The organism is Nitrospirota bacterium (assembly GCA_016194305.1).
GTDB lineage: Bacteria > Nitrospirota > Nitrospiria > JACQBW01 > JACQBW01 > JACQBW01.
The window spans coordinates 22,763-35,756 of sequence record JACQBW010000012.1 but is presented as its reverse complement, the minus strand read 5'-3'; the positions used below and the strand labels follow the sequence as shown (position 1 = coordinate 35,756).

Annotated in this window: 12 protein-coding genes; 9 read left to right on the top strand and 3 right to left on the bottom strand. The window is 47.0% G+C overall.

Translation table 11 applies throughout. The features are described 5' to 3' along the window. Positions 1 to 870 (bottom strand): Na/Pi cotransporter family protein (locus HY200_05530; protein MBI3594402.1); only part of this gene is annotated, 870 nt, incomplete at its 3' end. Next, positions 860 to 1,894: an NAD(P)-dependent glycerol-3-phosphate dehydrogenase gene (locus HY200_05525; GenBank protein ID MBI3594401.1), complete on the bottom strand. Its 1,035-nt coding sequence runs from the start codon at positions 1,892 to 1,894 to the stop codon at positions 860 to 862. The genes HY200_05525 and HY200_05530, both read right to left, overlap by 11 nt. A 269-nt stretch (positions 1,895 to 2,163) precedes the next feature. On the opposite strand from HY200_05525, the gene HY200_05520 reads away from it, so the two are divergent. Then, positions 2,164 to 2,559, top strand: coding sequence for a CBS domain-containing protein (locus tag HY200_05520; protein ID MBI3594400.1), 396 nt, complete (start codon positions 2,164 to 2,166; stop codon positions 2,557 to 2,559). Between the two features lie 185 nt (positions 2,560 to 2,744). On the opposite strand, the gene HY200_05515 is transcribed toward HY200_05520, so the two are convergent. Further along, complete coding sequence (locus HY200_05515) at positions 2,745 to 2,987, bottom strand: hypothetical protein (GenBank protein ID MBI3594399.1); 243 nt, start codon at positions 2,985 to 2,987, stop codon at positions 2,745 to 2,747. A gap of 226 nt (positions 2,988 to 3,213) precedes the next feature. Here HY200_05515 and HY200_05510 point away from each other — a divergent pair, with 226 nt between their 5' ends. The 8 genes from HY200_05510 to HY200_05475 all read left to right on the top strand — a co-directional run bounded on the left by HY200_05510 (position 3,214) and on the right by HY200_05475 (position 12,983). Then, on the top strand, positions 3,214 to 3,966 hold the full coding sequence (locus HY200_05510; GenBank protein MBI3594398.1) for a prepilin peptidase: 753 nt from the start codon (positions 3,214 to 3,216) through the stop codon (positions 3,964 to 3,966). A gap of 168 nt (positions 3,967 to 4,134) precedes the next feature. Continuing rightward, positions 4,135 to 5,781: a PAS domain S-box protein gene (locus HY200_05505; GenBank protein ID MBI3594397.1), complete on the top strand. Its 1,647-nt coding sequence runs from the start codon at positions 4,135 to 4,137 to the stop codon at positions 5,779 to 5,781. A gap of 149 nt (positions 5,782 to 5,930) precedes the next feature. Further along, a complete protein-coding gene (locus tag HY200_05500; protein MBI3594396.1) occupies positions 5,931 to 6,296 on the top strand; it encodes a P-II family nitrogen regulator in 366 nt (121 codons plus the stop codon). Beyond that, positions 6,293 to 6,610, top strand: coding sequence for a P-II family nitrogen regulator (locus tag HY200_05495; protein ID MBI3594395.1), 318 nt, complete (start codon positions 6,293 to 6,295; stop codon positions 6,608 to 6,610). Before HY200_05500 ends, HY200_05495 begins: the two co-directional genes overlap by 4 nt. Further along, positions 6,607 to 7,863: a NarK/NasA family nitrate transporter gene (locus HY200_05490; protein ID MBI3594394.1), complete on the top strand. Its 1,257-nt coding sequence runs from the start codon at positions 6,607 to 6,609 to the stop codon at positions 7,861 to 7,863. The genes HY200_05495 and HY200_05490 overlap by 4 nt, the downstream gene beginning before the upstream one ends. 14 nt (positions 7,864 to 7,877) lie before the next feature. Beyond that, a complete protein-coding gene (locus tag HY200_05485) occupies positions 7,878 to 12,509 on the top strand; it encodes a molybdopterin-dependent oxidoreductase (GenBank protein MBI3594393.1) in 4,632 nt (1,543 codons plus the stop codon). Continuing rightward, positions 12,502 to 12,804 carry a Rieske 2Fe-2S domain-containing protein gene (locus HY200_05480; protein ID MBI3594392.1) on the top strand — a complete coding sequence of 101 codons (303 nt, stop codon included), beginning with the start codon at positions 12,502 to 12,504 and terminating at the stop codon, positions 12,802 to 12,804. The genes HY200_05485 and HY200_05480 overlap by 8 nt, the downstream gene beginning before the upstream one ends. Continuing rightward, the gene (locus HY200_05475; GenBank protein MBI3594391.1) at positions 12,798 to 12,983 is read left to right on the top strand and encodes a hypothetical protein; all 186 of its coding nucleotides are present in this window, start codon (positions 12,798 to 12,800) and stop codon (positions 12,981 to 12,983) included. Before HY200_05480 ends, HY200_05475 begins: the two co-directional genes overlap by 7 nt. Positions 12,984 to 12,994 lie beyond the last annotated feature (11 nt).

Below are 12,994 nucleotides of genomic sequence, written 5' to 3'. Positions count from 1 at the left end.
GATCGCCACGGCGACATTAAAAAAAGTATGGGCATTGGCGATCCGCCTTCCAGTGTACGGGGAAGAGAGAATCATGAGCGATTCGAACGGATAGAGAAACGGAAGGAAAAGAACGACTCCAATCAGCTTGATCAGAAAATGAGACATGGCAATTCGACGACCTTCAACCGAGCTTCCGATGCTGGAAATCAGGACGGTGGAACAGGTGCCGATATTCGCCCCGAGAATAAGCGGAATGGCAGAATTGATATCAAGCATATTTTGAGTTGCGGCGGCGAGAAAAATGCCGATGGCGGCTGTACTGCTGTTTAAAAGAGATGAAAAGAGAGCGCCGAGAACGATTCCAAGCAGAGGGTAATGATTGACCAGAACGAGCATTTGTCTGACCCAGATCTGCTCATTTAAGGTCCCCATTCCAATAATCATGACTTTAATTCCGAGAAAGATAAGTCCGAGACCCAGAATAGATAGACCAAAAAACTTGATCTTGTCTTTCTGAGACAGAAAATAAATGAAAAATCCGATGCCAACGAACAGGAGCGCATAATCAAAAATTCGAAACGCGATCAATTGAACCGTGAGCGTAGTGCCGACATCGGATCCGAGAATAATATAGATGGATTGATTGAGCGTGACAATTCCAGCCCTGGCGAGTCCTATCAGGAGAAGCGTTGCAGCGCTGCTGCTTTGCAGTAACGACGAAATCAGTGCGCCCGTTCCTAAACCAAATAGCCTGTTCTGGGATACCCAGGCCAGATAGGACCGGAACCGGGCTCCTGCAAGGTTATCAAGACTATCCGATATGGTCCGTAGTCCGAAAAGGAGTAGCCCCGCTCCTCCGAAGAGGCTCGTCAACATTTCAAAATTCAAGCTTTTCCTTTTTTGAGTGGGCCGCGCGGTAAATCAGTTCATCGACTGCTTTTCTGGGTTCTTTGTTCTTGTAGAGAATTAGATAGAGCTGTTCGATAATCGGAGTCTTTATTTTGAACCTTTTAGCCAAATGGTAGGCGGCAAGGGTGGTTCTAACTCCCTCTGCCACAGATTTCGAACCGCCAATGATTTCCCTGACAGCGCTCCCCTTTCCGACTTGGTAACCGACAGAATAATTTCGGCTTTGATGGCTGGTAGCCGTCAGAATCAGATCGCCAATTCCCGATAGCCCGGCGAAGGTCTCTTTTTTTGCTCCCATGGCAACTCCGAGGCGAATGATTTCCGACAGTCCGCGTGTAATCAAAGCCGCCCTTGAGTTATCACCGAAACCAAGTCCGTCAGAGCAACCGGTGGCAATTGCAATCACATTCTTTAATGCGCCTCCAATCTGGACTCCCAAAATATCCTTTGAAACATAAATGATAAAGGAAGAGGTCGTCAAATGTGTTTGGAGAAAAATGGCTAGTCTGGAATCATGAATTGCCAATACTGCGGCAGTCGGTTGTTTTAATATAATTTCTTTGGCAAAAGTGGGCCCGGACAAGGCCCCGATGTAGGACTGACACTTTTTAGGCAATATCTCTCGCATAATCTGAGTCGGTAGAAGGAGGGTCTTATTTTCAATCCCTTTTGTGGCACTTAATACCGGAGTGCCCGGTTTTATAAAGCGGGCTATCTTTACCAAGACCGATCTTGCGGCATGGGAAGGAACGACAAAGAGAACCAGATCACTGTTTTCCAGAGCTTCTTCCATAGATGAGGTGACCTGTATTGAAGAAGATAACGGGACCCCCGGCAGATAAATCTTGTTTTCCCTTAAATCATGAATGGATTGAACGGTCTCTTCTTCAAAAGCCCAGAGCCTGATATTGAAACTCTTTTCGCTTAGAAGGGCGGCAAGACCCGTCCCCCAGCTTCCCGCTCCGATAATAGAAATGGTCTTGAGTTGTTTAGGAAATTGCATTCACATGAATATAAATCAATTTTAGAAACCATTCAACCTTCTTCATGTTGAAGTCTCTTCAATTTGTCTTGGCAGGAAGTCTCAGATGGGAAGAGAATTCGAAATCATTACTTTGGGTAAGACATTTATTTGACGTCATGACAAAATTTTGTAGTTATTTCGCAATGAAGCGATTTAAATCTCTTGATATTTTAATAAGTTACGATATTTTATATCTCGGCATATGTATTGCATGTCTATAAAACAAATTCTGATTTTGGGGGGCTCTCATGGTTAAGCTTAAACAGATTATGACTAAGAATCCGGTTAAAATCGATTCCGGTAAAACGATTCGGGAAGCAGTGACCCTGATGGTTGAAAAGAAACTTGGAAGTGTGATGGTTTTTCACGAGAAAAGCGGTGAAATCGTCGGTATTCTTGGAGAATCCGATGTGGTCAGAAATGTCTTGGCAAAAGATTTGAACCCTTACATCGTTAAAGTTGAAGATGTGATGTCGATCCCATTTGTGATTGATGAAGAAAAAAATGACGACGAAGCAAGCGATCTGATGAGTCAGAAAAAAGTCAAACATCTTGCCGTATCATCCCATTCCAGAATTGTAGGAATTGTTTCAATGCAGGATCTTATCCGGCCAGTCTATGCGGGTAAATCATTCTGGACCTAATTTTAGGGGCTTGTGTCACCCCCTCCACCGGCAGAGCCGGCTGGAGCCCTCCCTTCTCGCTCACCTTCCTCGTTGATTGTTCGATTTATAGGAGCTTGCGTCGGATAGTAGAGCGACGGTGCCATCCTGCCTTCTCACTGTCTCGAAGGCGTTCGTAACCAGTCGTCACTCATTCGTGACGACACTCACCCCATTTTCTTAGTTAGTATCCTTTTTTTAGCATGGTTCTGATTTTTCTTCTTGGCACGTTTAATTTTTTTTTGTTTTCTTGATTTGGCATTCTTTTTTTGAACCTGATTTTGAGAAAGATTTTGTTTGCCGCTGATTTTGACTTCTCCGCTTAATGTTTGAGCCGTTGAAATTGAGAATGAGATCATTACAATGATAATGGATATCCCCAAATTCCTGGTGATCTTTTTCAGTCCCATGAATCCTCCTGTTTTGAATGCAGTTTGTTGAACTTGAATCGATATCAGCAAACTTGATGCCAGACCCACTATTGCCACAAAATCAATGCCTTGAATCAGAGTGTTCCTATTTCTACTTCGGTTTCTGACTCAAATACGGCACGGATCTCCCTTTTTAGGGTGGAACGGCCGATTGCCCGAATCCACGAGATCTGTTATATTTTTTAAGGAGGAAACTTTCGACTTGATGACATTAATTGATATCAGCGTATTTATTCTGGGCACCCTCATCGGGAGTTTTTTAAATGTGGTCATTTATCGTATTCCAAGGGAGGAGTCAATCGTTTTTCCTTCATCGCACTGTCCCCTCTGTCGGCACCCGATTTTCTGGTATGATAACATTCCCCTGTTCGGTTTTCTCTTTCTAAAAGGACGATGCCGTTTTTGTCATGGGGCGATCTCAATCCGTTATCCGTTTGTTGAGGCGATGAACGGATTGGGATATCTCTTTTTGGTGCACCAGTTTGGATTGTCCTGGATATGGCTTGCCTATTCCCTCCTCTATTCTTCGCTTCTCGCGGTGACCTTTATTGATCTTGATCATCAGATTGTCCCGGATGTGATCACCCTGCCAGGGCTGGTCATCGGGGTCATCATCTCATCCACCATCCTTCCTACCGGTCTGATCAATTCCTTGATCGGACTTTTTTTGGGAGGGGGGTTATTTTATCTCGTGGCGTTGGTCAGCCGCGGCGGAATGGGTGGCGGTGACATCAAATTAATTGCCATGATTGGCGCGTTTGCAGGATGGAAAGCGGTTCTCTTGACGATTTTTATCAGCGCGTTTACCGGTTCGGTATTGGGTATTATCCTGATGATTTTTAAGGGGAAATCTCGAAAGTATCCGGTTCCATTTGGTCCCTTTCTCGCCCTGGGAGCGATGATATCCATTCTATGGGGAAACCCGATCATCTATTGGTACACCCATTTAGGTACTTAAGTGGAATCTCTTCCATCCACGCGCAAGCTTAAGCTGTTTTCTTCCATTAAAATATTCTTTCTTTTATTATCGCTTTTTATTTTACTACTCGATTTTTACGATCGCGGATTACTCTCATCTTATCGCAAGAGCCTCCTACTCGAAAAAAGTGAACATTTGGCGAGTGATTTGGCAAGATTGAAACCCAACTTGAATGAACATATGAAAGAGATCCTGGACGACCCTTATTACCTGTATACCCTTGGAACAAAAGAAAATATTCGAATTACCCTGTTCAGCAGGGAAAAGACCGTTCTGGCAGATTCGACACGAATTTTAAAAAACGGGGCATCATTGGATCTTCTGGAATCGGTATCCCAAAAATGGGAGTCTCTCTGGAAGGGAGAGCCCGTTTATGATTCATTCCAGGAGGGCGAGAAAATTGTCTCTTTCTATTTTGATCTGATGCCGCCTTCAGGAGCCTTTCCCGCAGTGGGAGTCCGGTTGACGAGAGAGAGTCCTCTGGAAGGAAGGAGTGGAGGGGAAACGACTCTCTTTTTCTTGAAACTATTTGGCGGGGTCGTCCTCCTGACTCTCGGACTCAATGTTTACCGTTTGCTGAAAGAACTATTCAACAAGGAGACATTTTTCGAGGAAAAGAAGGTAAAAGACTCCAATCCCGTGATGTATGCTTTTCAGGGACTGATTTCAGAGTTGAAAGAAAAAGAGCAGGAACTTGAAAAATTAAAACAACAGGCGGAAACGCGGGCGGTCCGAATAGAGACTTTTCAGGAAGCGATTCTGCGCAGCATCAGTAGTGGCGTCATTACCTTTAATAAAGACAAAATCATCACCAGTTTTAATGAGTCGGCAGAAAAAATCTTTGGAATTTCGAACAAAAGCGCGCTGGGAAAGTCTGGCGCAGAGGTTTTTGGACAAGAGAGTAAAATGGTGACGATGCTCAGCAAAACGATTGAGGAACCCGGACCCATTGCCCGAGCCGAAATGGAAGTACTCAAAGGAGGCAATCAGGAAAGGATCTGGATCGGAGTCAGCTCTTCTCTCTTAACGGGTTCTCAGGGAGAGTTTATTGGAACAACTTTTATTTTAACCGATATTACAGAGATAAAGGTTCTCCAGGAGCAGGTCGAACTTCAAAAAAGGTTAACCGTACTGGGTGAGATGTCAGCCGGGATCGCACATGAATTCAGAAATTTTATGGGAACGATATTCGGTTATGTCCGTCTGCTCGGAAAAAAGGTAGAAAAAAATCCCGCTGAAAATCAGATGATCGAGGCAATCATTGCGGAATTGAAATCCATGGATCATTTGATTCATGAATTGCTCAGTTTTGGCAAGAAGACTCCGGTCAACAAGGGAAAAGTCATGCTTGAACCTTTCTTTACCAAGCTGATCTCTCAAATCCGTTCACGCCACACAGGCCGATTACCCGAAATCCGATATGAGTTCGATGATCCGGCTCTTTCAATTCATTCTGATGAAATCCTTATCCGCCAGGCATTCTTAAATTTGATACAAAATGCGTTTGAAGCGATGCCCGACGGCGGGATCCTGATTTTGAAAGCCAAGGTGAATCCGGTTGAAAAAAATTCGATGGTCCTGATCCAGGTTCAGGACAACGGATCGGGAATTGCCAAGGAGCACCTTGAGAAGATTTTTGTCCCATTTTTTACGTTGAAAGAAAAGGGAACCGGCTTGGGATTGGCGATTGTGCACAAAATAATCCTTTCCCATGGGGGACGAATCCGGGTGGAGAGCGAACCGGGCAAAGGAACTCTTTTCCAAATCTACCTTCCTGCAGAGCCAATTTCTTAACAACAAAATTGTAGATTATGCGACACAGAACAACAATTTTGAAGCAAAGATATTGGGGCCCATTCGCAGGCCACAAAATTGTCTTTTAAAATCAATGTCATTTCCTCCTGATTTCCTCTGGCATATTCTTTGCTCTTATTCTAGTTACGATGAAAGAGATCATTGCCGTCATTAGACCTTCCCAGGCGTTTATAACAAAAAAAAATCTTCAGTCAGATGGTTTTCCAGCCTATACCAGCATGCGGGTTTTGGGAAGAAGCCGGCAGAGGGGACTTCGCTATGCTCCGCGAAGTTTTTTTTTCTGGAGGCGCCATGGAGACAAGGTCGAAGTTCAGTTTGTTCCCAAGTTATATATCTCGCTGATTGTTGCAGACCGCGACGTTTCTTTGGTCGTTCAGAGCCTGATCCGTTCGAATCAGAGCGGAAAAATAGGGGATGGAAAAATATTTGTGCTTCCTGTTGAAGAAGCACTTCAAATTAGAAACCAATTTACAGGTGACAGGTGTCTCCAATGAAAATGATTAAAGCGATCATAAGGCCCGAAAAAGAGGGGGATGTTTTGCGCCAGCTGGAACTGGAAGGGATTTACGGAATGACGAAAATGGATGTGCTGGGAAGAGGTAAACAGCGTGGGATCCAGGTTGGGAACACCCTCTATGAAGAACTTTCCAAACTGATGCTGGTGATCGTGGTGTCGAACGACGAGTGCCAAAAAGCGATTGATGCAATCTCCAAGGCTGCGTTTACGGGCAATTACGGTGATGGGAAGATTTTCATCTCTCCTATGGAGGAGGTTTATACGATACGAACAGGGGAAAGCCAGAAATGACTTTTATCAAATCCATTAAACAGGGGCATCCTGGATCTTTATTTTCATCTTTTCTTTATTTTGATGTGAGCTTTATGGTTTGGGTTTTGTTAGGTCCCCTGGCCCTCTTTATAACACAGGATCTTTCCCTGACGGCAGCGCAAAAAGGATTGATGGTTGCTTTTCCCCTTCTGGGTGGAGCCATTCTCAGACTTCCCGCCGGGTTTTTGACTGACTATCTGGGTCCAAAGAAAACCGGGGTCATTGGACTTGTCATGACGATGATTCCGCTCGTTTGGGGGTGGCTCTTTGCTCAATCTTTCTCTCAGGTATTGGCCATGGGACTCCTGCTGGGCGTGGCGGGCGCCAGTTTTGCAGTCGCTCTTCCATTGGCGAGCCGATGGTATCCACCCGAATCTCAAGGGATGGCGCTCGGCATTGCCGGAGCTGGAAATAGCGGGACCGTATTGACCGCTCTGCTCGCACCGCGGCTTGCCTCTTTGTTGGGCTGGCATGCGGTATTCGGATTGGCTTTAATACCGGTATCGGTTGTCCTGGGGATATTTATCCTTTTTGCGAAAGACTCTCCCAATCAGCCGGAGCCCAAGCAGTTTAATTCTTACCTTCAGGTTCTAAAAATTTCCGACTGCTGGTGGTTTAATTTCTTTTATGCCATGACTTTTGGCGGATTTGTCGGTCTGGCAAGCTATCTTCCGATCTTCTTTCATGACCAATACGGGCTGACCAAGGTCATGTCGGGGAATCTGATGGCACTCTGCGTTTTTGCCGGCTCCTTTTTCCGTCCGGTTGGGGGCTTTGTTTCCGACCGTTTTGGAGGCGTCAAAGTCCTTTCGATCCTTTTCTTCGGCGTAGCTCTTCTTTTGGCAGGGGTCGGGACCCTTCCGCCCTTAAAGTGGGCCGTCCCCCTCCTTTTCTTTACGCTCCTCTTATTAGGGATGGGAAATGGATCCGTTTTCCAAATTATTCCCCAGCGGTTCAAAGCAGAAATCGGGATGATGACCGGAATCGTCGGTGCGGCGGGAGGGATCGGCGGGTTTTTCCTTCCGACACTTTTCGGCCTATTGAGAGATAGAACCGGTACTTTTGAAAGCGGATTTTATGCCTTCAGCATTCTTCTCCTGTCTGGTTTTTTTGGACTGGTATTTGTGTTTCAGAGATCCTGGAAAAGAAGGAAATGGCTGGTCGGGTCTCTTCCTTCCCAGGGGCTGACAGAGAGCGGAAGGGTATCCATGGAAGTTGTCTGGGGAGGGTAATGCCGGAATCTGCAATGAAGACAATTAAAACGGTATGTCCCTACTGTGGGGTAGGGTGTGGCATGCTACTGAGTGTTGAGAATAACCGGGTGATCCAGGTCGCCGGAGATAAAGATCATCCTGCAAATTTTGGACGCCTTTGTACGAAAGGAGCCACGGCTGCCGAACCGATACGGGCTGATGGACGAATGACCTCTCCTTATTTTCGTGAAAGAAGGGATCAGGATCCGGTTTCCGTAGGGTTCAATAAAGCCGTCGAAGAAACCGCTCTGCGTTTAAGAGCCATCATAGATAAAAATGGTCCGGAAGCCGTAGCCTTTTACGTATCGGGCCAGATGTCTCTGGAAGCGCAATATTTAAGCAATAAACTCGCAAAAGGTTTTATCGGCACGAATCATATCGACTCCAATTCCAGGCTCTGCATGTCCAGTGCTGCCAGCGGATATCACATGTCGTTCGGTTCGGATGGTCCTCCTGGTTCGTATCAGGATATCGAGAAAAGCGATTGCTTCTTTCTGATCGGTACAAATATGGCCGATTGTCATCCTGTTCTATTCTTGAGAGTTCTGGATCGCTTGAAATCATCCGGCGCGAAACTCATCGTCGTCGATCCGAGGAGAACCACGACCGCTGAAAATGCTGACCTCTTTTTACAGATCAGAGCGGGAGCCGACCTTGCGCTTTTGAACGGGCTCCTTCATCTCATACTCAAAAATGGCAACCAGGATCTGGAGTTTATACGGAGGCATACGGAAGGATTTGAGGAGCTCGTTCCTTTTCTCGAAGCATATCCACCCCATATAGTTTCAGGTTTGACGGGAATCCCTGAAGCGGATCTCCGTTTGGCAGCCGAATGGATAGGAAGCGCCCCGGAATGTCTCAGTTTTTGGACAATGGGCTTGAATCAAAGAATTCAGGGGACCTGGTTAACCAATGCGATGTGCAATCTTCATCTCGTGACCGGGAAAATATGCCGACCCGGAAGTGGTCCTTTTTCGCTCACCGGACAGCCCAATGCGATGGGAGGGAGGGAAATGGGTTATTTGAGCCATGGGTTGCCCGGACATCGCAGCGTTTCGAACGCCCTGGACCGCCGATTTATCGAAAAACTCTGGAAAATTCCTGATGGGAAAATTCATCCCCGGCCAGGACTCGACGCCGTTTCACTCTTTGAACATCTTGCCCATGGAGAAATCAAAGCGATATGGATTATCTGCACCAATCCCGTCGCCTCCATGCCGAATCGTAAACAGGTCATTGAGGGGCTTAAAAACGCCGAATTGGTCATTAGCCAGGATATATTTTATGATACAGAAACCAATCGCTTTGCCGACATCCTCCTTCCCGGAGCAATGTGGATTGAAGGGGAAGGGGTCATGGTTAATTCGGAACGGAACCTGACCCTGATGCAAAAGGGGGTGGATCCACCGGGAACTGCGTTGCCGGACTGGAAAATCATTTCCCGGGTTGCTTCGGCGATGGGATATTCGGAAGCATTTTCATATCCGGATGCCGCATCAGTGTTCGAAGAAATCAAATTGGCATCGAACGCTGCGACCGGTTACGACCTCCGCGGCGTCAGCTATGATCGACTGCGCACTTCGCCCGTGCAATGGCCTTGCCCGCCTGGCGGACCGGAACGAAACCCGATTCGTTATCTGCAGAATGAGAAATGGGTCCGTTTTCCGACTGAAAATGGCAAGGCGAGAATTTTTGCCCGCCCCTATCTGGCTCCCGCAGAACTTCCCGACGAGAATTATCCCTTCGTCCTGAATACTGGCCGGCTTCCTCATCAGTGGCACACCCTGACTAAAACCGGAAAAATCGCAATGCTTGCCAGGCTGGACAGCGGCCCATTTATTGCGATTCATCCCGACGACGCCGTACAGTTAAGGCTATCGGACAGCGACAAAGTGGAAATCCGTTCCCGAAGAGGGTACGCCATTCTTCCCGCCAGGGTGACGGAAACCGTCCTGCCGGGAAACTGTTTTTCCCCTTTTCATTGGAATGACTTGTTTGGAAAAGATCTGGCAATTAATGATGTCACGCACGACGCAACCGATTCGATTTCGCGTCAGCCCGAGCTAAAATTCTGCGCTGTCAGACTTTCAAAAGTGAAAACACAGGTACCGAAATCCGGGATTGAGTCCATAACTGGAAAAATCGAGCTGGTTACTCCCTTGGCCGAACTTGAAAAGAAGAAGAATGATAGCCTGGAAAAGAGAGAAATGAAGGATAGACAAAAGTTGGTGGTGGTTGGAAACGGGATGGCGGGTATTGCCGCGGTGGAGCAGATTCTTGCGCTTCGAGGCAACTTTGAAATCACAGTTTTTGGAGCGGAGCCCCATGTGAACTATAACCGGATCTTGTTGTCCGACGTGCTCTCCGGAAAGAAAAACCCTGAAGAAACCTACCTGAACAGTCGCGAATGGTACGAAGACAACAAGATTATTCTCCATGTCAGTAGTACGATTACGGACATCGATCCTGTCGAAAAAGCAGTCGTGGATAGTCATGGGAATAAGTTCTTTTTTGATAAACTCCTTATCGCTACAGGGAGCAATCCTTTTATACCCCCGATCAAGGGAATTGATAAAAAGGGTGTCTTTTCCTACCGGAATCTGGAAGATACTGCCGGAATGATCGAATACTCGAAAAATGCCCATAAAGCCGTTGTGATCGGAGGCGGATTGCTAGGTCTTGAGGCCGGCCGGGCCTTGGTTCAGCGGGGCCTTCATGTCACACTCTTTCACCTGACTGACCGATTGATGGAACTCCAGCTTGATGAAGAAAGCGGGCTGATTCTGAAAAAGGAGGTCGAACGCCTCGGCATAACTGTTCATCTCAATCATTCAATTTGGGAGATTATTGGAGAAGAGAAGGTGGAAGGAGTTGCCTTTTCGAATGAAAAGGCATTTGAAGCCGATATGGTGGTTTTTTCAACCGGCATCCGTCCGAATATCGAACTCGCTCAAAAGGGGGGACTCCAAACGCGCCGCGGGATTGTCGTAAATGATTTTATGGAAACGAGCCATTCTGGTATTTACGCAGTGGGGGAGTGTGTTGAGCATCGGGGAAAGAGTTATGGCATTATTGCGCCGCTGTTCGAGCAGGCAAAGGGGGCCGCTCGGGCCCTCGTCGGACTGAAGGATAAGCCGTATGAAGGAACGATCGAGGCGACGACCCTAAAAGTGGCGGGAATCGATCTGGTTTCGATCGGGAATTTCATTGGGAATAGTCCTGGATGCGAAGCGATGATTTATTCAGACAAAAGCCATTCCCTTTATAAAAAGATTGTTCTTCAGGGAAACCGGGTGGTCGGGGCCATTCTTTTGGGAGAAACCGGTGATTCTGCTCGACTACTGCAACTCGTCAAGAGTCAGACGGATGTAACCCTTTTTCGAAAAACTCTGATGATGGGTGAAGTCGCCGAAAAAGGGAGAACCCGTCTCCTTCTGGAAGACGACGATATCGTCTGCGGTTGCATGGGCGTGAGCAAGAAAAGCATTGTCAGCGCGATTCAGGAGGATGAGCTGACCTCCCGGGAAGGAATCGGTGAAAAGACGAGGGCCTGTACCTCGTGCAAAAGCTGTGGTCCGTTAATTGATCAGATCCTCCAGGAGGTTCTGGGCGGAGAATATGTTCCGGTGGTCGGCAAGGCGGAAACTTTTTGCCCCTGTTTTACCCTTTCCCGAAGAGAGCTGGCGAGTCAAATCCGGACGCGGGAGCTCAAGTCTGTTTCACAAGTCCTGGAGCAGTTAGGGAACGGTATCGGATGCGCTTATTGCAAACCCGGCTTAAGTTATCTTCTTTCGGAAATCTGGAAAGAACGCCATCGGGAAGAGAGAAGTGCCCGGTTTATCAATGACCGGGTCCATGCGAATATACAGAAAGACGGAACTTATTCGGTTGTTCCAAGAATGTATGGGGGGGTCACTTCGCCGGAAGATCTGAGAAAGATTGCGGATGTCGCGGAGAAGTACCATGTGCCGATGGTCAAACTAACGGGAGGACAGAGAATTGACCTGTTAGGGGTAAAAAAAGAGTCGCTTCCCCTGATCTGGGCAGATCTCGGGATGCCTTCCGGCCATGCTTATGCGAAGGCGATTCGGACGGTCAAAACCTGTGTCGGGACGGAATTTTGCCGTTTTGGTGTTCAGGACTCCACCACCTTCGGCATTAGAATGGAAAAGGAATTTGAAGGTCTCTATACGCCTCATAAAGTGAAAATGGCGGTCTCGGGTTGTCCGAGAAACTGCGCGGAGTCTTATGTCAAGGATATTGGTGTTGTGGCGATTCAGACAGGCTGGGAGATTTACGTCGGAGGTGCAGCCGGAATGACAGTTCGGAAAGGGGATTTGCTGGCGACGGTCGGTACGGGAGATGAAGCGCTTAGGGTTGCTACGCTTTTTCTCCAATTCTACAGGGAAGAAGGAAATTATCTCGAACGGACATATGACTTTGTGGTCCGGATCGGCGTTGAAACGATCAAAAAAGAGCTCTTTGATCCCGAATCGAAACGTCCTGCAGAACTGCTGGAACATTTTGCCCTTTCCAGGGCAGCTGTGGTTGACCCCTGGAAAAGCGAAAGAGAAAATCCGGTACACCCCTCCCAGTTCAAAGAACTTTTGGTCGTTGATGGATAGACTATTCAAGGTGGGGAGACCCGATGAGATTCCTCTTGGCGAAGGAAGAAAATTCAGGTGTCAGGAAGAAGAGATTGGAATTTTTAATCTTGGAAATGAATTCTTGGCTGTGTCGAACCGTTGTCCGCATCAAGGCGGGCCCTTATCCGACGGAATCGTGGCCGGTCTCGAGGTGATTTGTCCAATGCATGGCAGGAAGGTGAATTTGAAAACAGGGTGTGTGGCAAACGAAAAAGAAAAAATCAAACAATACGAGGTCGTTCTTAAAGAGGGAGAGATCTTTTTAAAATGCTGACTTCAACCATCTCATTTAAAAAGGCGGTAGAAACGCTTGAAAAAGAACTGATTATCAAGGCAATGGAGGAGAATAACTGGATCATGGCGAAAGCGGCTCGACAGCTCGACCTGACCGAAAGGATTTTATCTTATAAAATCAGAAAATTTCAAATCCAGCGCATCCGTCCCGTTCATTGAATTTTCTCTAA

What these genes read in the sequence shown, in the direction of transcription:
- HY200_05510 (MBI3594398.1), top strand. Translation starts at nt 3,214, where the DNA reads ATGACATTAATTGATATCAGCGTATTTATTCTGGGCACCCTCATCGGG.
- HY200_05525 (MBI3594401.1), bottom strand. Translation starts at nt 1,894, where the DNA reads ATGCAATTTCCTAAACAACTCAAGACCATTTCTATTATCGGAGCGGGA.
- HY200_05475 (MBI3594391.1), top strand. Translation starts at nt 12,798, where the DNA reads ATGCTGACTTCAACCATCTCATTTAAAAAGGCGGTAGAAACGCTTGAA.
- HY200_05495 (MBI3594395.1), top strand. Translation starts at nt 6,293, where the DNA reads ATGAAAATGATTAAAGCGATCATAAGGCCCGAAAAAGAGGGGGATGTT.
- HY200_05500 (MBI3594396.1), top strand. Translation starts at nt 5,931, where the DNA reads ATGAAAGAGATCATTGCCGTCATTAGACCTTCCCAGGCGTTTATAACA.
- HY200_05485 (MBI3594393.1), top strand. Translation starts at nt 7,878, where the DNA reads ATGAAGACAATTAAAACGGTATGTCCCTACTGTGGGGTAGGGTGTGGC.
- HY200_05515 (MBI3594399.1), bottom strand. Translation starts at nt 2,987, where the DNA reads ATGGGACTGAAAAAGATCACCAGGAATTTGGGGATATCCATTATCATT.
- HY200_05480 (MBI3594392.1), top strand. Translation starts at nt 12,502, where the DNA reads ATGGATAGACTATTCAAGGTGGGGAGACCCGATGAGATTCCTCTTGGC.
- HY200_05490 (MBI3594394.1), top strand. Translation starts at nt 6,607, where the DNA reads ATGACTTTTATCAAATCCATTAAACAGGGGCATCCTGGATCTTTATTT.
- HY200_05520 (MBI3594400.1), top strand. Translation starts at nt 2,164, where the DNA reads ATGGTTAAGCTTAAACAGATTATGACTAAGAATCCGGTTAAAATCGAT.